15 protein-coding genes and 1 pseudogene are annotated in these 17708 nt (G+C 71.1%); 7 read left to right on the top strand and 9 right to left on the bottom strand.

The annotated features are described in order from the left end of the window. Positions 1–417, bottom strand: a pseudogene (locus tag ACIPRD_RS15260) (hypothetical protein); the annotation flags it as partial. Between the two features lie 299 nt (positions 418–716). After that, positions 717–1649: an alpha/beta hydrolase gene (locus ACIPRD_RS15265; RefSeq protein WP_356406940.1), complete on the bottom strand. Its 933-nt coding sequence runs from the start codon at positions 1647–1649 to the stop codon at positions 717–719. Between the two features lie 216 nt (positions 1650–1865). Here ACIPRD_RS15265 and ACIPRD_RS15270 point away from each other — a divergent pair, with 216 nt between their 5' ends. The 3 genes from ACIPRD_RS15270 to ACIPRD_RS15280 all read left to right on the top strand — a co-directional run bounded on the left by ACIPRD_RS15270 (position 1866) and on the right by ACIPRD_RS15280 (position 4954). Beyond that, positions 1866–2744, top strand: a complete 879-nt coding sequence (locus ACIPRD_RS15270; RefSeq protein WP_356406937.1) for a helix-turn-helix transcriptional regulator — start codon at positions 1866–1868, stop codon at positions 2742–2744. A 343-nt stretch (positions 2745–3087) separates the two neighbouring features. Next, entirely contained in the window at positions 3088–3987 is a 900-nt protein-coding gene (locus ACIPRD_RS15275) for an alpha/beta hydrolase (protein ID WP_356406934.1), read from the top strand. A gap of 106 nt (positions 3988–4093) precedes the next feature. Further along, positions 4094–4954, top strand: a complete 861-nt coding sequence (locus ACIPRD_RS15280) for a helix-turn-helix domain-containing protein (protein ID WP_401563230.1) — start codon at positions 4094–4096, stop codon at positions 4952–4954. A gap of 95 nt (positions 4955–5049) precedes the next feature. Here ACIPRD_RS15280 and ACIPRD_RS15285 read toward each other — a convergent pair whose 3' ends face one another. Further along, a complete protein-coding gene (locus ACIPRD_RS15285) occupies positions 5050–7182 on the bottom strand; it encodes an FUSC family protein (protein WP_401563231.1) in 2133 nt (710 codons plus the stop codon). Further along, positions 7176–8195, bottom strand: a complete 1020-nt coding sequence (locus ACIPRD_RS15290; RefSeq protein WP_401563233.1) for a zinc-binding dehydrogenase — start codon at positions 8193–8195, stop codon at positions 7176–7178. The genes ACIPRD_RS15285 and ACIPRD_RS15290 overlap by 7 nt, the downstream gene beginning before the upstream one ends. A 225-nt stretch (positions 8196–8420) precedes the next feature. Between ACIPRD_RS15290 and ACIPRD_RS15295 the strand changes: the two genes are divergently transcribed. Next, complete coding sequence (locus tag ACIPRD_RS15295; protein ID WP_356406924.1) at positions 8421–9851, top strand: aldehyde dehydrogenase; 1431 nt, start codon at positions 8421–8423, stop codon at positions 9849–9851. A 153-nt stretch (positions 9852–10004) separates the two neighbouring features. Here the strand turns inward: ACIPRD_RS15295 and ACIPRD_RS15300 are convergent, their stop codons facing one another. Continuing rightward, positions 10005–10946 (bottom strand): LysR substrate-binding domain-containing protein, encoded by a 942-nt coding sequence (locus ACIPRD_RS15300; RefSeq protein WP_356406921.1) that lies wholly within the window; start codon positions 10944–10946, stop codon positions 10005–10007. Between the two features lie 275 nt (positions 10947–11221). Between ACIPRD_RS15300 and ACIPRD_RS15305 the strand changes: the two genes are divergently transcribed. Both ACIPRD_RS15305 and ACIPRD_RS15310 read left to right on the top strand, forming a co-directional pair. Beyond that, entirely contained in the window at positions 11222–11416 is a 195-nt protein-coding gene (locus ACIPRD_RS15305) for a DUF3046 domain-containing protein (RefSeq protein WP_356406918.1), read from the top strand. A gap of 60 nt (positions 11417–11476) precedes the next feature. Next, positions 11477–12718, top strand: a complete 1242-nt coding sequence (locus ACIPRD_RS15310; protein ID WP_356406915.1) for an AI-2E family transporter — start codon at positions 11477–11479, stop codon at positions 12716–12718. 19 nt (positions 12719–12737) lie between these two features. Here ACIPRD_RS15310 and ACIPRD_RS15315 read toward each other — a convergent pair whose 3' ends face one another. The 4 genes from ACIPRD_RS15315 to ACIPRD_RS15330 form a co-directional block, all read right to left on the bottom strand. Continuing rightward, a complete protein-coding gene (locus ACIPRD_RS15315; protein WP_401563236.1) occupies positions 12738–13481 on the bottom strand; it encodes a hypothetical protein in 744 nt (247 codons plus the stop codon). Positions 13482–13606: 125 nt separating this feature from the next. Continuing rightward, a complete protein-coding gene (locus ACIPRD_RS15320; protein ID WP_356406910.1) occupies positions 13607–14770 on the bottom strand; it encodes an oxygenase MpaB family protein in 1164 nt (387 codons plus the stop codon). A gap of 93 nt (positions 14771–14863) precedes the next feature. Next, positions 14864–15919, bottom strand: coding sequence for a polyprenyl synthetase family protein (locus tag ACIPRD_RS15325; RefSeq protein ID WP_401563238.1), 1056 nt, complete (start codon positions 15917–15919; stop codon positions 14864–14866). After that, a complete protein-coding gene (locus ACIPRD_RS15330) occupies positions 15909–16202 on the bottom strand; it encodes a polyprenyl synthetase (RefSeq protein WP_401563240.1) in 294 nt (97 codons plus the stop codon). Before ACIPRD_RS15330 ends, ACIPRD_RS15325 begins: the two co-directional genes overlap by 11 nt. Positions 16203–16581: 379 nt before the next feature. Between ACIPRD_RS15330 and recA the strand changes: the two genes are divergently transcribed. Then, positions 16582–17706, top strand: a complete 1125-nt coding sequence (gene recA, locus ACIPRD_RS15335; protein ID WP_356406902.1) for a recombinase RecA — start codon at positions 16582–16584, stop codon at positions 17704–17706. The last annotated feature ends 2 nt before the right edge of the window (positions 17707–17708 follow it).

Raw genomic sequence — 17708 nt, forward strand, 5'->3', positions numbered from 1 at the left:
CTCGTCACCGGGAACGGGGCTGGGCCGGGTGTGGGACGAGGTGTGCGTGCCCGGGGCGGAGGGGACGGGGTGCGGGTAGGGCTTGCCGTTCTCGTCACCGGGAACGGGGCTGGGCCGGGTGTGGGACGAGGTGTGCGTGCCCGGGGCGGAGGGGACGGGGTGCGGGTAGGGCTTGCCGTTCTCGTCGCCCGGGACCGGCGTCGGGTCGGTGTCGGACGAGGTGTGCGTGCCCGGGGCGGAAGGTACGGGCTTCGGGTCGGCCGGTGCCGACGTGCCCGGCGTGGCCGGGCGCGCGTGGACGGCGGTGGCCGCCTGGGCGGCGATGCCGCCGCCCGCCACCAGGGCGAGACCGGCAGCCGACCCCAGCACCCAGGTGCGCAGGGAACTGTTCGACTTCGTGGCGCGCTTGTGCCGCATGGGAAACGACTCCAGAGAGTTCGGGGACAACACTGAGGGTCGGGAGGCCCCGGGACCGGAAATCCCGTCCCGGTAACCGCCCTTCACCCCACCAGACGTGCGGCCCCACCCGGGGTTGTCGCGTTCCGAAAAAAATTCCGCGGACTCCCTGGAACCCACCGGACGGTCGCAGGCGGCCGCCGACGGGTGCGACGGCGGCCGGAAGCCCGCGGAGCAGCGGCGAGGGTGTGGCCGCTGCTCCGCGGGCCCGTTCTACGGTCCTGACCGGGCCCGTTCTCCGTTCCCGACCGGGCGCGGGATCAGAGGTGCTTGTCGAAGAAGGGGATCAGTGCGGCGAGGGCCGGCTCCACGGCTTCGGGCTTGTCGTACAGGTCGTAGTGGGAGACATCGGGGATGACCACGATCTCCTTGTCCTGCGACCGGGCGCGGTCGAAGACCGTGTAGGCGTCCCGGTACGCGCCGAACTCGCCCGGCTTGTTGCCGACGACGAGCATCAGAGGCTGCGTCAGGAGGTACTCCGCGAGGTGGTACGCGTCGTAGCCGACCGTGGCCGCCATGGAGGAGAGGAGCGACAGGTTCGTTCCGTTGGGCGCGGCGCCCCGGGGCGTCTTGTAGTACTCGGTCGCCTCCGCCATGTCGATGTGCAGCGGCGGTACCAGCCCGAGTTCGGCTGCCTTCTCCGGCGACGGCGGCAGGAAGCCGTCCACGCGTCGTTCGCCCCCGCGGGCCTCGGCGGTGCGCTGCGCGGCGATCGCCTCCAGCGTCCTGATGGCCGCGTCCGGCGACATGTCGCCCTGGCGCATCAGACGCCCCATGTTCACCCCGGTGACCGTCGCGACCGCCTTGAAGCGCCGCTCCGTCATCGCGGCGGTCCAGGTGTACCCGCCACCTCCGCACATGCCGAAGACGCCGATACGGTCCTCGTCCACGTACGGGAGCGTGACGAGATGGTCGGCGGCGCAGCGGAAGTCCTCCACGCGCCAGGTCGCGTCCTCGACGTGCCGCGGTTCGCCGCCGCTGGAGCCCTGGAAGGAGGCGTCGAAGGCGAGGACGACGTACCCGGCCTCGGCGAACCGCTTGCCGTAGACGGTGCCGGAGGTCTGCTCCTTGCAGCTGCCGATGGGGTGGGCGCTGACGATCGCCGGGTACCTGCGCTCCGGGTCGAAGCCGGGCGGGAAGTAGATGTCGGCGGCGACGTCGATGTTCTTGTTCTTGAAGGTCACGGTTTCCACGTGAACGCATCTCCTGGGGATCGGATCCGGGTGACAGGGATATCTCGATGCCGTGTGGCAATTGCAGCCTGGCACGAGAGAGCGGAGTGTTCCAGGGTATGAATCCGTACCCCCTTTTACCCGGTGTCCCGGTCGGCATCGGGAGGGTGCCGGGTACGGTTCTCTACCCCTTCGGGCGAACCGCCCGGACCGGGCCGCGGCAGTAATATGGCAGGCATGGCCACGGAGGTGAACCGGAGCGAGCTGGGTCGGTTCCTCAGGGCCCGGCGGGCCGAATTGACCCCCGCGGCCGTGGGGCTGCCCGAAAGCGGCGGTCCGCGGCGGGTGCCCGGCCTGCGCCGCGAGGAGGTGGCCCAGCTGGCCTCCATCAGCGCCCAGTACTACACCCGCCTCGAACAGGGGCGCATCCAGGCGTCCACCTCGGTCCTGCATCTCCTGGCGCGGATCCTGCGCCTGGACGACGACCAGCAGGAATATCTGTTCGAGCTGGCAGGCAAGGCGAACTCGTCTCCCCGGCGGAAAAAGGGGCAGAATGTCAGGCCGCCGATACAGCGGCTGCTCGACAATCTTTCCGACATTCCAGCCGTCGTCCTCGGCCGGCGCATGGACATCCTCGCCTGGAACCCCCTCGCCGCCGCCATGCTCACGGATTTCTCCCGGTATCCGCGAGAGCAGCGGAATTACGTACGGCTGGTTTTCACCGACCCCGTGATGAGGAGCCGGTACGCGGAGTGGGAGTCCCTCGCGCGGGACTGCGTCGCCTTCCTGCGCATGGAAGCCGCACGCGATCCCGACGACCCGCGTCTCACCGCACTCGTCGGCGAACTCTCGGTCCAGGACCCGCGCTTCCGGCAGTGGTGGGCCGGTCACCATGTGGCCCACCGCGCCTTCGGCACCAAGACCATCCGTCACCCCGTGGCCGGTGACCTCGTCCTCGACTGGGAGAGCCTGGGCTCCGCCGCCGACTCCGATCAGCAGCTCACCGTATGGACCGCCGAGCCTGGTTCGCCCTCGGACGACGGACTGCGCCTCCTCGCGTCCTGGGCCGCCACGCGTCCGGCCGCACCCGATTCCGGGAGCACCGGAAGGTCCTGAGGCGCCGTCCGCGCAGGAATCCAGGAGCACCGGGAGCACCGGGAACTCCTGAGGCGCCGTCTCGCGCAGGGATCCGCCCCTGGGGGGCCGAGTTCTGTACCTGGCAGCGCTATGGCCCGGTGGAAGCACCCCGTGTTTCAGTGAAAAAGGCACCGCGAGACCAGGGGCCACCTACGGGATTCCGGCGAGATCGTCAGCCTTCCCGCACGTCGGCCCGGCGCCCACCACGGCTTCCCGGCCATGCCTCCCCGGCTCGCACCCGTTGCCCCGCTGCCCGGCTCGCGCCTTCCGCGCGGACCCGGCAGCGCCTCGGCTCACCCCCGGATCCAGGAGCTTTCTGATCATGACCACGGCCACACCGGAAGAATTCGTCTCCGCGCTGGCACACGGGCTCGCGTTCGCCCGGCGGACCCCCGTCGTGCGACGCCCCGACGAGTACGGGCTGACGTACGAGGACGTGCGGTTCACCGCGTCCGACGGCACGGCCCTGGAGGGCTGGTTCATCCCGGCCGACTCGGACAAGCTCGTCATCGCCAACCACCCTTCGCCCTGCAACCGCTACGGCTACCCCGGGCACCTGGAGGAGTACGCCACCCCCTTCGCCGACTTCGAGATCAACTTCCTGCCGGACTACAAGAACCTCCACGACGCGGGCTACAACGTCCTCGCCTACGACCTGCGCAACCACGGCGAGAGCGACGCGGCGGACGGCGGCGTCTGCGGGATCGGGCTCCTGGAGTACCGCGACGTCGTCGCCTCCCTGCGGTACGGCCGTGAGCGCCTGGGCGTCGACAACTCCCGTATCGGGCTGCTGAGCCGCTGCCTCGGCGCGGACGCCACGATCGTCGCGATGTCCAGGCACCCCGAGGAGTTCGAGGGCGTGCGTGCCCTGGTGGCCGTCCAGCCGGTGTCGCTGCGCGCGCTCGCCGAGACGGCGACGAACGGGATTCCCGGCGGGATCGAGGGGTTCTCGCGGGAGATCAGGACGCTCACCGGTTTCGACATCGACGAGATGTCTCCGCTGGAGTACGCCAAGGACGTCACCACCCCCACCCTCGTCGCCCAGGTCCACCAGGACTCCGCGACCACGCCGGCCGACGTCCAGGGCATCTTCGACAACCTCGCCACCGAGGACAAGGAGCTGCTCTGGATCGAGGGAACCACCCGCCGCTTCGACGGTTACAACTACTTCCCGGAGAACCCGGAGCGGATGCTCGCCTGGTTCGGCGCGCACTTCGCCTGATCACACGAAACGGCCGCGGGACCCCGGCCGGTGACGGCACTCGTCACCGGGGTCCCGCGCCTCATCGCCCCGCGCGCACCGAACCGGAAAGGAGAAGCGTGCCTTCGTGAACGGCAAGCCGGACCCCCAGGAGCTGGGGGCGTTCCTCAAGGCACGCCGCCGCGAGCTCAGCCTCCGAGCCGTGGGGCTGCCCGACTGCGGCGGCCGGCGGCGCGTCGAGGGCCTGCGACGCGAGGAAGTGGCCTCACTCGCCGCCATCAGCGTCGACTACTACACCCGCATCGAACAGGGCCGCGTCCAGGCGTCCTTGTCGGTGCTGAACGACATCGCCCGGGTACTGCACCTCGACGACACCCGGCGCGCACAGCTGCACCGGCTCGCGGGAGACGCCCCCGGCCGCCGCCGTCGGCCCGCGCCGCAGCGGGCGCACCCTCAGCTGCGGCGCCTGCTCGGCGAACTCGTGCACACCCCCGCGCTCGTCCTGGGGCGCAGGATGGACATCCTCGCCTGGAACCCGCCGGCCGCCGCCCTGATCACGGACTTCGCCGAACTGCCGGTGCGAAAACGCAATTATGTACGACTGGTCTTCACCGACCCCGCCCTGCGCGGGTTGTACGTCGACTGGGCGGGGACCGCCCGCGCCGCCGTCGCACAACTGCGCCTGGAAGCCGTCCGCGATTCCACGGACCCACGGCTGGCCGATCTGGTGGGTGAACTGTCCGTCCACGACGAGGACTTCCGGCAGTGGTGGGGAGAAGGCCGCCTCAGTGCGCACGGCGTGGGGATCAAGGTCCTGCGCCATCCCGTGGCCGGGGAACTCACCCTCCACTGGGACACCCTCACCTGCCCGGGAGATCCCGATCAGCAGCTCGTCACCCTGACCGCCGAACCCGGCAGCCCCTCCCAGGACGGGCTGCGCATCCTTGCCTCCTGGACCGCCCGGACCCGGCGGACGCCCACCGGTTGAGGGAGGCGGCCCGCACCGCACACCGCACACCGCACACCGCGTACCGGCGGTCCGGCTCTCGGCCGGACCGCCGGTACGCGGTGGAATGGTTTCTCTCAGGCGGCCGTTCGCACCGAGGTCCGGCTTTCCCGGGCGCTCTGCCCACCGACTGCCGAGGACAGGTCCTCCACGCGAAGGGTGACGCGGGCGAAGACCTCCGGAACGTCGTGGCCGGGGTGCCGGGCCGGCCCGGGGTCCGCTGCCTCGGCACCGAAGACGTCGTGCAACCGTGCCGTGAGTCCGTCCTGCGGACGCGCGCCGGTCCCCGCCGCCGTGGCCAGTTCGGCCATCAGCCCGTGCAGGCGACGCGCGTACCGTGCGGCGGACGGTACGCCCGGCATCTCCGGTCCGGGCAGGCGGGCGGTCAGCAGCGCGGCACCCTTGGCGACCTCGTGCACCGCCCCGCACAGCAGCCGCAGTTCCGGTCCGCTCCAGCGGGCGAGGTGATGGACCGGCTCGGACTCCGCGTGTTCCGCTGCCTCGGTGAACGCCTGGCGTGCTGTACGGGCTTCGTGGCCGAGCCGCTCCAGCAGGGCCGGATCGGTGGTGGCGGGGTCGGCCCAGGCGTGCGCGAGAGTGCCCAGGCGCAGGCCCTCCACGCGGATCCACCGGCTCAGCAGGCCGGGCAGGGCGTCGCTGTGCCAGGTGGGCGTGAGCAGTTGGACGGCCATGGCGATGGCGGCGCCGATCACCGTGTCGGCGGTCCGGGTCCACGCGCTGCTGCCGCCTGCCCCGAGGCAGGACACCCAGGCCGTGATCCACATGATCATCAGCGGCTGACCGGTGCTGCGGAAGGCCAGGTAGAGGAAGAGCAGCACGATCAGGACGGCGTAGTGGAGCGCGCGGTCGCCGGGGAGCAGGGCCAGGGCCCAGCCGATGAGACCGCCGGCGATCGCGCCCGCGCTGCGGCTGATGCCCCGGCTGAAGGTGTGCTCGAAGGTGGGGAAAAGGACGATCGCGGTGGTCAGGAAGAGCCAGAAGGCGTGGTTCGGCTCGCCGAGACCTCCCCAGTCGCCGGTGGCGTGCCCGACGGCCTCGGCGACAGTGGACGCGGCGGCGAGGCGCAGCGCGTGCCGCAGGACGGGCGAGCGCCAGGTGAACTCCGCGCGCAGGCGCCGGAGTCCGCGGACGAGGAAACCGGGACCGGTGTGCAGCAGGGACAGTTCGGTGTGCTGCCAGGCGCCGTCGGACGGACCGCCGCCCCGCACGCGCACCAGCCGTTCGGCCTCGGTGAGGGCTTCGGTGAGGGCTTCGGTGAGGGCCGCGGTGAGACGGCGGAGAAGGATGTCCGCGTGCGGGTCGCCGGAGTGCGCCGGCACCGGGCCCTCGGACCCGTCCCCCGCCGTCGCGAGGGGCGGCCGTCCACTCCGTACGGCGGAGGCCACCGAGGCGAGGACACGCGCGGCCGAGGCGAAGTGAGCTCCGCGGGCCTCGGACGCCACATCCGTGGACAGCTCGACGGCCCGCATGTACCGGGCGATCCGTTCGGCCTCGCCCACCAGAGCGAACAGCGGAGCGGCCTTGGAGCGGGCGGAGCGAGGCAGTCCGGTCAGGGACTGCCGGGCCGCCAGCAGTGGACCGGGCCAGGGCTGATGAGCCGCGCCGCCCTCCGCGTGGACGCGCGCGGCGGCGGCGAGCGCCTCGTAGAGCGCGGCCACGGCCCGGCGCCGGCCGGCGAAGCGGGCGTCGTAGGGCGGGAGCAGCTGGCAGATCCAGCCGAGGGCGCCGCCGAGGGCGAGCCACTTCACCACGGTCAGGCCGGTGGAGACGCCGGGTGAGAGGTCGGCCAGCGCCACCGTCAGGACGGTCATGATGATGGCCCTCATGCCCAGGCCGACCCCGAACGCCATCAGCATGCCGCCGGTGAAGACGCCGAGGAACGCCAGCACGTAGGCCAGCCACGGGATGCCGTGGGCGAAGACACCGATCGTCGGACCGACGACGGACAGAAGCACCGTGCTCGCGGCCGACACGCCCAGCCGGTGGCGCTGGTGGGGGACCATCGCGCACAGGCCGGCGAGCCAGGCCCCCACGCACAGCATCTGCTGGTCCAGGACACAGCCGACGGCGGTGCCGAGGACGATGCCCGCGGCCACGCGGAGCAGGGCCCGCGGGTCCTGCAGCGGGCGTCCCACCCGGAAGCCGTGGCGGGCGGCACGCAGAACCGCCCGCCCGTAGTGGGTCACCATTCGAAGACGCCCTTGCCGTCCGTCTGCCGGTCGAACCACGCGTATGCCTCGGCGGCCTGGTCGAGCGACCAGCTCCGGGTGAAGAGGTCGTCCACGGGCAGCTCGCGGGAGGCGATGAAGTCGGCGCAGCGGCCCTGCTCGATCGAGGACAGCGTCCAGGAGGTCATGAGGGTCCACTGGTTCCTGAAGACGTCCTCGGTGCGGAAGCTCACGTCCCCGGGAAGTCCGATGAAGCAGGCGCGTCCCCACTTGCCGAGGATCTTCAGCGCGTCGGCGTTGGCCCTGCCGGAGGTCTCCAGGACCAGGTCCGCCCCCCGGCCGCCGGTGAGGTCCTGGATCACCTCGGTGAGGTCGGCCGTCGCGGAGTTGACGACATCGCTCGCGCCGAACCCGTGCGCCCGTTCCAGCCGCGCGTCGTTGATGTCCACGCCGATGACCCGGGCGCCGAGAGCCGAGGCCAGCATGGTCCCGGACAGGCCGACCGGTCCTTGTCCGAGGACGACCAGGTTGGCGCCGCCCAGGTCGCCGAGCCGCTTCAGACCGCCCCAGGCCGTTCCGGTGCCGCATCCGACCGCGGCGCCCGCCTTGAAGCTGAGCCCGTCCGGGAGCGGCAGCAGTGTGCGGACCGGCACCACCATGTAGGGGGCGTGACCGCCCGGTTCGTCGATGCAGAGGGTGTGCACGTCTCCGCCGTCGCACATCTGCGGCCAGCCCGAACGGCAGTGGTCGCACGTCTCGCACGCCCAGTAGTGATGGATCATGACCCGGTCGCCGACCGCCGCCATGTCCGGCGTGACGCCCGCGCCCACCGCATGCACCTTGCCGCAGGGCTCGTGCCCCTGGATCATGTCAGGGCCGCCGCCGAAAGAGGCCGTACCCCGGTAGAAGTGCAGATCGCTTCCGCACATACCGGAGGCGCGCATACGAACGACGACCTCTCCCGGTCCGGGCTCAGGGTCGGGGAAATCCTTAAGAACCGCACGACGGTCACCGGGGAAAGTAATTCCTTGCACTTTTCTTCCTTTTCTCTCGACTGCCGTGCAGCCACATTGTCGCTGGTCACAGGCTAGGACCGCCTCAAGAGCAATCCAAGTGAAAATCTACGAACCGGCACTTCGCCGCAGGGAAATCGGAGCCTGCCCGGGGGGTACGAATCCCTACCCTGCACATTCTTCCGACGCTGCGGGAGGCTGAGATGGAGAGAAAAGGATCGGTCGATCCGAGAAAGGTTTCCGAAAGTGGTCATCAAGCACGAGTCCCACTACATGGACGGCGCTTTCCGTCCCGCCCGCTCGGCGGCACGGATCTCCGTCGTCGACCCCGCCACCGAAGAGGCGTTCGCATCGATCGTCGACGGCGACCCGGACGACGTCGACGCCGCGGTACGCGCCGCTGCCGCCGCCGGGGGTGCGTGGGCCGCGCTCGGGTTCGCCGGGCGAGCCGCTCACCTGCGCCGGCTGGCGGACGTCTACGAGAAGCGCACCGAGGAGATCTCCGCACTCGTCACGCGGCAGAACGGCACACCGATCAGCGTGTCCCGGGCCATGCAGTCGCAGGTGCCGGCGAACTACCGCTACTTCGCCTCCCTGGCCGAGGGCATGGCGGAGGAGGAGCCGCTGAAGACGTCCGTCGGCGACGCGCTGGTACGGCGCGAGCCCGTCGGCGTCGTGGGCGCGATCACCCCCTGGAACGGACCCCAGCCGCTGCTCGCGTGGAAGATCGGCCCCGCGCTCGCGGCGGGCTGCACCGTGGTGATCAAGCCGGCGCCGGAGACGTCGCTCGATGCCTTCCTCTTCGCCGAGATCGTGGCGGAGGCCGGCATTCCCGCGGGTGTCGTGAACGTGGTGACCGGAGGCCGCGAGACCGGCGCCGCCCTCGTCGCACACCCCCTGGTACGCAAGATCGCCTTCACCGGCTCCACCGTCGCGGGCAAGGCCATCGCCGCCGCCTGCGGCCAGGACCTCAAGCGCGTGACGCTCGAACTGGGCGGCAAGTCCGCCGCGATCCTGCTGGAGGACGTCGACCTGGAGGCGTTCAAGCCCTTCGTGGCCACGGCGTGCTCGCCGAACACCGGCCAGATCTGCCGGTCCCTGACCCGGGTGCTCGCCCCCCGCTCCCGGTACGACGAAGTGGTCGACGCGGTCGCCACCGCCATGAGCGAGATCCCGCTCGGCGACCCCGCCGACCCTGCCAACCTCTTCGGTCCGCTGGTGTCCGCACGCCAGCGGGAGCGTGTGGAGTCCTACCTCGAACTGGGACGGCAGGAGGGAGCCGAGGCCGTGGTCGGCGGCGGTCGTCCCGCAGCCCACCCGCGCGGGTACTACGTCGAGCCGACCGTCTTCCGGGACGTCACCAACGACATGCGCATCGCCCGTGAGGAGATCTTCGGCCCGGTCCTCGTGGTCATCCCCTACGAGGACGAGGAAGAGGCGATCGCCATCGCCAACGACTCCGAGTACGGCCTCGGCGGCGGCGTCTTCTCGCGGGACCGTGAGCACGCCACCGAGGTGGCACGCCGCATCGTGACCGGCACGATCGGCGTCAACAGCTCCTCCTTCCCCATGGAGGCACCGTTCGGCGGCGTCAAGAACAGCGGCATGGGACGCGAACTCGGCCCCGGCAGCCTCGACCCGTACCTGGAGCAGAAGACCATCTTCCGCAGCGTCTGAGGTCCACGGCGTCCGCACGGCGACGCGGCAGCGCGTGCGTGCGCGCTGCCCGCGACCGGCAGGGCGCGACGGGGCGGCTCCGGTGGCCGTCGGGCCTCCGGAGCCGCCCCGTTCACGAGGGCCGAGGTCCGGCCCGCCTCGGCGTCGTGGCGCTCAGAAGAAGCTCATGGGCCGCGCGTCGTCGCGCGGCCGGTCGAGCAGTTGCCCGAGGAACGCCTCGGCGGCCGGGCTCAGGGCGCGTCCGGCCGCCGTGGCGATGTGGATCCGGCGCACGGCCCACGGCTCGGCGAGTTCCACCGCGGCCGTGGTGGCCAGGACCTCCTGCGTGACCAGGCACTCGGGCAGCACCGACACCCCCAGCCCGGCGCGCACGAGGCTCATCGCGACACCCGCGCTCCGCACGGTGAACTTCGGCTCGCACACCTGGTCCAGCCGGCGGGCCGCCGCGCGCAGGCTGGGCAGGATCGAGGCGACCGCGATCAGGTCCTCGGAGAGCAGGCCCTGGAAGGTGACGTCGGACCGCGTGCCCAGCCGGTGATCCCGCGGGACGAGGGCCACCAGGCGGTCCTCCCGATAAGGCTTCACGTCGACACCGTCGAGGTCGAGTTCCCCCAGTGCCGCGAAAACGCCGATGTCCGCTTCGCCGTGTGCCACGTGCTGGGGGATGTCGGCGTTCTCGATGTCGTGCACGGCCAGATCGACAAGGGGGTACTCGCGACTGTAGTCACCGAGTTCTCGCGCGAGGAACGGCACGAAGATCGTGCGCGCGGAGGCGATCGCCAGCTCTCCGCGTACGCCTTCCGTGAAGGAGGCGATCTCGGAGCGCATGTCTTCGAGGCTGCCGAAGATCTGGCGGACGTACCGCGCCAGCACCGCCCCGGCCGGGGTCGGGGTGACCCCCTTCGGCCCGCGGTCGAGAAGCTGGATGCCCGCGATGTCCTCGAGGATCTGGATGCGCTTCGTCGCGGTCGAGGCGGCGATGTTCTCCCGGATGGCCGCCCGGCCGATCTGCTCCTCCTCGATCGCGGAGAGGAAGAGACGCAGCGTGAACAGATCGACCTGGCGAATCAGGTGAAGTCTGTTGAAGGTTCCCATTCCGCCGCCTCTGATCCTTGTGCTGATCTCTTCATGATGGAATCCGGCGAGTCGATCGTCCCCCGCGCCCGCCGGCTCGGACGCACCGGCCCTGGCTCTACTCTGCGTATACACGCACCTCATGTCCGACGTGGGTACGCGAGGCCGCGCCGCCGTGGATGCTCGGTGCGGTGGGGATTCCGTGAGCGGCGAACCTCCTGGAGTCCCCCTGACGCTCGCGCGAGGGCGTGAGAGGTGAGAAATATGCAGGTCATAGCGGGTATGGAGCAGACTTCATGCGGTTGACGGTCTTCTGGCAGCGGATGGCGGAGCATTTCGGGCGCGGCTATGCCGAATCCTTCGCGCGGGATCACGTGATGTCCGAGCTGGGCGGACGCACGGTGAACGAGGCGCTGGACGCGGGCTGGGAGGCCAAGGAGGTCTGGCGCGTGGTCTGCTCGGTCATGGACGTGCCGGGCGAGAAGCACTGAACGGCACCGGAGACGGCCGGCGTGCACCGAGCATCGCGCGCGGTGCGCGAGACTTGGCCCGTGGCACGAACTGACGACATCGAGCCGGCCGACCGGCACGCAGACTCCCCGACCGGTACGACGCCGTCCGTGGAGCCCTCCGCCGACGGCGCGGCCCGGACCGACCGCATGCCGCGCTGGCTGCCGCGCGCCATGGTGCTGGCGCTCGCGCTCGTCGCCTCGTTCCAGCTGGGCAGCTGGGCCTTCCATCAGCTGACCGGGCTGTTGATCAACGTGTTGATCGCGTTCTTCCTGGCCCTCGCGATAGAGCCCGCCGTGAGCTGGATGGCGTCCCGCGGCATGCGCAGGGGGCTCGCCACCTTCCTGGTCTTCCTCGGCCTGACGATCCTCACCGCGGGGTTCATCACCTTGCTCGGGTCGATGCTGGCCGGCCAGATCATCAAGATGATCGAGGGATTCCCCGAGTATCTGGACTCGCTGATCAACTGGATCAACCAGTCGTTCCACATGCGCCTCAAGCGGGTGGACGTCCAGGAGGGCCTGCTCCACTCCGACTGGCTGCGCAAGTACGCGCAGAACAGCGCGGCCGGCGTCCTCGACGTGTCCGCCCAGGTGCTCGGCGGACTCTTCCAGCTGCTCACCGTGATGCTGTTCTCGTTCTACTTCGCCGCCGACGGCCCCCGGCTGCGCCGCGCCCTGTGCTCCGTCCTGCCGCCCCACCGCCAGGCCGAGGCGCTGCGCGCCTGGGAGATCGCCGTCGACAAGACCGGCGGCTACCTCTACTCGCGCGGCCTCATGGCGCTCATCTCCGGGATGGCGCACTACATCCTGCTCCAGGCGCTCGGGGTGCCGTACGCGCCCGTGCTCGGAGTCTGGGTCGGCCTCGTGTCGCAGTTCATCCCGACCCTCGGCACCTACCTCGCGGGCGCGCTGCCGATGCTGATCGCGTTCACCGTCGATCCCTGGTACGCGGTGTGGGTGCTGGTGTTCGTCGTGATCTACCAGCAGTTCGAGAACTACATGCTGCAGCCCAAGCTGACGTCCAAGACCGTCGACATCCACCCGGCCGTCGCCTTCGGCTCGGTGATCGCCGGCACCGCGCTGCTCGGCGCGGTCGGCGCCCTGATCTCCATCCCGGCGGCCGCCACGCTCCAGGCCTTCCTGGGGGCCTACGTGAAGCGGTACGCCGTCACGGACGACCCCCGTGTGCTCGGCCACCGCTCCCGCCGCACGGGCGGCCCGGGGCTGCTCGCCCGTGTCCGGCGGGCACGCGAGCGGCAGGGCGCCCCGGAGGAGGCCTGATCGGCCGGAGGAGGCCTGATCAGTACGTCAGGGCCGCCCACACCCCCGCCCCGGCGACGGCCGCCCCGTAGCAGCCGGCCGCCGCGGCGACGATCCGCCGGCGCGTCCGTTCGTGCCACGAGGTGCGCGCCAGCAGCCGGGCCAGCAGCGGCAGCACCAGTACGGCGTGCAGGCTCACCCCGTGCAGGGGCTTGAAGGGGGCCGTCGAGTGATAGGCGGCCTCCTGGTGGCCCGTGCGGGTGAGGACGACCCCGCGCGCGATCATCACCGCGCCCGAGGCCAGCGCCACGAGCAGGAACGCGAACCCGGTGCGCACCGCGAGCGCCATGCCGGCCGGACCCTCCGGCCGGTACCTGAAGGCCGCGACCGCGAAGACCGTGAGCACCACCACCAGGACACCGCCGCCCACCGCCAGCGTCATCGACACCGCGGTGTCGAACGGCGTCTCCATGTTCAGGTGGGACGGCACCCCGCGCCACGCCTGCAGAGTGATCCCGCCGACCTCGGCCACGCAGTCCGCGGCGAGCACGAGGAGCAGCACCGTGCGTGTCCGCGCCCCGGCCCGCAGATACGACGTGACCCAGGTCAGCGAGATCAGCGTCACCCCGAAGGACAGCCCGAACGTGACGGGCTTGCGCCAGGAGACCGGCCCGTCCCACGGGCCGCCGTCGGCCGCGAACACCACCAGGTGGACCAGGCCGGACAGGATCAGGACCAGACCGGTCGCATGACAGAGCCGTTCGGCGGCCCGCGGATTCTTCATGGGCCAAGGCTCCCGGGAGCGCCCCGGACCGTCGTCGTCCGTCCGGAGACAGCGCCCGTACGACGTCGGGAGCAGCGGGTGCCGCGCCGTACCGGGGCGGGTGCCGCGCCGGTACGGGCGGAGGGTCAGGAGGGGACCGTGGGTGCGGGCGGTGTCCAGCGGTGGGTGCGGGGGACCGCGCCGTCGACGCCGTAGTCCTTCTTGAGCTGTTCGGGAATGGCGTAGTGCATGACCCGTCCGCGCGTGAGGGAGGACAGTTCGAGGACGGCCGTCAGGTGGCCGAGACGGTCCAGGGCCCAGGCGCCCAGCGGGGAGCGGTCCTCGATGCTCTCCAGGACCCCGAGAAGGTGGGGGACGGCCTTGACGACGCCGTCCCACCGGGTGCGGGGGACCTGCAGCCAGTCCGCGCAGGTGTCGCCGACGAGATAGCGGATGAGAGCGGACACGACCGGGTCGAAGAGGGTCCCGGGCACGACCTCCTCGTAGAGGTCGATCAGCTGGCGCGTCAGCCGCGCCCCCTCCTCGGAGGGGCCCATGTGCCGGATCATGTACAGGTCCAGGAACCGGCGGGCCTCGTCCAGGTCCTTCGGTACGGCGTCCTGGTCGACACCGAGCATTGCGCCGACCACGCGCCAGGCGTAGTAGTAGGCGTCCGCGCCCTCCGCCGACATGTGGATGCCGAGGCGGTGCAGGCTGTCCAGCACGAGCATGGAGAAGAACATCTGCCCGCCGATCATGTCCTCCTGGCAGATCGGCGTCCCGAGGGCCTCGGTGTCCCAGGCGTTCTCACGCTTCAGGTGATGGCGGATCGAGGCGTGCAGAAGGCGCACCTTCTGGGCGGCGGGCACGAACCTGCTGCCGGCCTCGAAGGCGCCGGGCTGCATCAGGTAGACCGTGAACTGGCCGGTCTCCGCCATCCGTTTGGACGGGTACTTCAGCGAATGGGTCGCCGACAGGAGTTTCGCCACGGTCGGCACGACATAGCAGGCGGGCATCGAGGCGAAGGACAGGGCCGTCGAGATGTGCACGTTGTTGTCGATGAAGAACAGCCGCGCCTTCTCCATCTCGCCCCAGTCCACCCAGGCGGGAGGGGCGCTCGTGGCCTCGAGGTACTCGCGGGCGACCTCGGGCAGCCCGTCCGGCAGCGGGGCCCCGGCGGTGGAGACGTAGCGCATCAGGGTGTTGAACTTGCCGACCTCCCCGCGTTCGAAGAGCGTGGCGACGGTGGCGTCGGCGAGTTCGTCGCCGGTTCGGCGCAGGGCGTCCATGGACGCCTCGGTACGGGTCATGACGGGGACTCCTTGTCCGGGCACGGGAGGGTCCCGGCCGCAGGGAGGGGGAGGCCGCGCGGGGCGGCACGCGCGCGTGCCGCCCGGTTGCGGTCAGGACGGACGGACCGCCGCCGCATGGGCCAGTGAGGTCAGGGCAGCGGCGGCGGGCGCGGGCACGTCCAGCTCGTGGAGGGCGTCGAGTGCCTCCTCGACCCGCGCGGTGATCATGTTCTCGACGCGGCCGGGCGCCCCCAGCCGGTGCATCGCGCCGCGTACGGCGTCCAGGCCGTCCTGGTCCAGGTCGCCGCGGCCCAGCAGCGCCCGCAGCCGCTCCCGCCCGTCCTCGTCCGAGGCGCGCCAGGTCTCCGCCAGCAGGGCGGTGGGCCGGTGGCCGCGCACGTCGTCCGCCTCGGCCTTGCCGGTGAGGTCCGGGTCCCCGAACAGGCCGAGCAGATCGTCCCGCAGCTGGAACGCCTCACCGAGCGGAAGCCCGTAGGAGGAGTAGCCCTCGCGCAGCCGCCGCCCGGCTCCGGCCAGGGTGCCGCCGATCAGCAGGGGCTGCTCGACGGTGTACTTGGCCGTCTTGTAGCGGACGACCTTGAGCGAGGCCGACGTGTCCGGCGCGGTCCCGGTGAGCATGATCTCCAGGCACTCGCCCGCGATCAGCTCCCGGGCCAGCGCCGCCCACAGCGGGCGGGCCCGGCCGAGATAGGCGGCGGGCAGCCCGCTGTCGGCGAACAGCTGACCGGCCAGCGCCATGAGCAGATCGCCGACCAGCATGGCCAGCGATCGCGCGGCGGCGGTGGACCGCGGATGTCCGGGCACGGCCGCGCGCAGGGCCCGGTGGGCGGTGGGGCGCCCGTGCCGCAGGGGGCTGTCGTCGATGAGGTCGTCGTGGACCACGGCGGCGGCGTGCACCAGTTCCATGGAGGCGGCGGCCCTCACCAGCGCCTCGCTGTCCGGCTGCCCGGCCGCGCGCCAGCCCCAGTAGCAGAACGCCGCCCGCAGGCGCTTGCCGTCCGCGACGGCCGCCTCCAGCTGCCCGGCCACCGGGCCCAGGACCGGGTCGACCGCCGCGAACCGGTCGGCCTCCTCGGCGACGAAGCGGCGCAGCACCCGGTCGACGCGCGCCTTGAACGCGGCCGGCTCCCACGCCTCAGACGCCATCGGCCGGCCGCCGGGTCAGCGCGTGCCGGGCGAGGACCTCCAGATGGGCCGGGGGCACGGCGGCGTACCGGTCCAGTGCCAGGCGGCCGCGCGCCAGCAGTTCGTGTTCGGCCTGTGCCGCCAGCTCCGCCGTGTCCGAGCGCCGCAGCAGTCCGCGTACCGCCGTCAGGGCCGAACCCAGTGTGCTCACGGCCAGGTCGGCCACCCCTGCCACCAGGAGCACCGCCTGCTCGTCCAGGCCTCCGCGGTGTCCCGCTTCTCGGTGTCCCGCTCCTTGTGTCATGCCCACTCCCCACCGGCACGTACGGACATGGCGGCGGTCACCCGCCGCGTCCTTCGAGCATCACGGCACCGTGGCTGCGAGGAGGGGGGAACTCACCATCGGGTGAGTGCGTCGGCCGGGCGCACCGCTCGAGTGGGTGATCGCCTCGCGCAGGCGTACGGCCGGGCGCCGGGACGCCGCGTGGCGCGCTTGACACAAAAATCGAACATACATTCTCATGGAGGCTCGGGCGAGGCTCTCGACGGGAATTTGAGCACGGTTTACGTTGGTATGTCCCCTAGTTGTCCACAGGGAGAGCCGGCGTCGGGGCGCATTGTCAGTGGCAGGCGTTAGCGTCTTTGACGTGAAGCGATCGACTCAAGCAAACCGGGTGGAACCCATGGCAGGAACCGACCGCGAGAAGGCGCTCGACGCCGCACTCGCACAGATTGAACGGCAATTCGGCAAGGGCGCGGTCATGCGCATGGGCGAGCGGTCGCTGGAGCCCATCGAGGTCATCCCGACCGGTTCGACCGCGCTCGACGTCGCCCTCGGCGTCGGTGGCCTGCCGCGCGGCCGCGTCGTCGAGGTCTACGGCCCGGAGTCCTCCGGTAAGACGACCCTGACCCTGCACGCCGTGGCCAACGCCCAGAAGGCCGGCGGTCAGGTCGCCTTCGTGGACGCCGAGCACGCTCTCGACCCCGAGTACGCGCGCAAGCTGGGCGTCGACATCGACAACCTGATCCTCTCCCAGCCCGACAACGGTGAGCAGGCGCTGGAGATCGTGGACATGCTCGTCCGCTCCGGCGCGCTCGACCTGATCGTCATCGACTCCGTCGCCGCGCTCGTCCCGCGCGCGGAGATCGAGGGCGAGATGGGTGACAGCCACGTCGGTCTCCAGGCCCGTCTGATGAGCCAGGCGCTGCGGAAGATCACCAGCGCGCTCAACCAGTCCAAGACCACCGCGATCTTCATCAACCAGCTCCGCGAGAAGATCGGCGTGATGTTCGGCTCCCCGGAGACCACGACCGGTGGCCGCGCGCTGAAGTTCTACGCCTCGGTGCGTATCGACATCCGCCGCATCGAGACCCTGAAGGACGGCACCGAGGCGGTCGGCAACCGCACCCGCTGCAAGGTCGTCAAGAACAAGGTCGCGCCGCCCTTCAAGCAGGCCGAGTTCGACATCCTCTACGGCCAGGGCATCAGCCGCGAGGGCGGCCTGATCGACATGGGCGTGGAGCACGGCTTCGTGCGCAAGGCCGGTGCCTGGTACACGTACGAGGGCGACCAGCTCGGCCAGGGCAAGGAGAACGCGCGCAACTTCCTCAAGGACAACCCCGACCTGGCGAACGAGATCGAGAAGAAGATCAAGGAGAAGCTGGGCGTGGGTGTCCGGCCGGAGGAGCCCGCCGCCGAGCCGGGCGCGGACGCGGCGACCACCGCGACCGACGACACCAAGACGGTGCCCGCCCCCGCTCCCGCGGCCAAGGCCACCAAGCCCAAGGCCTCCGCAGCCAAGAGCTGACC

Origin of the sequence: Streptomyces sp. NPDC090108 (assembly GCF_044747185.1) — a bacterium.
GTDB lineage: Bacteria > Actinomycetota > Actinomycetes > Streptomycetales > Streptomycetaceae > Streptomyces.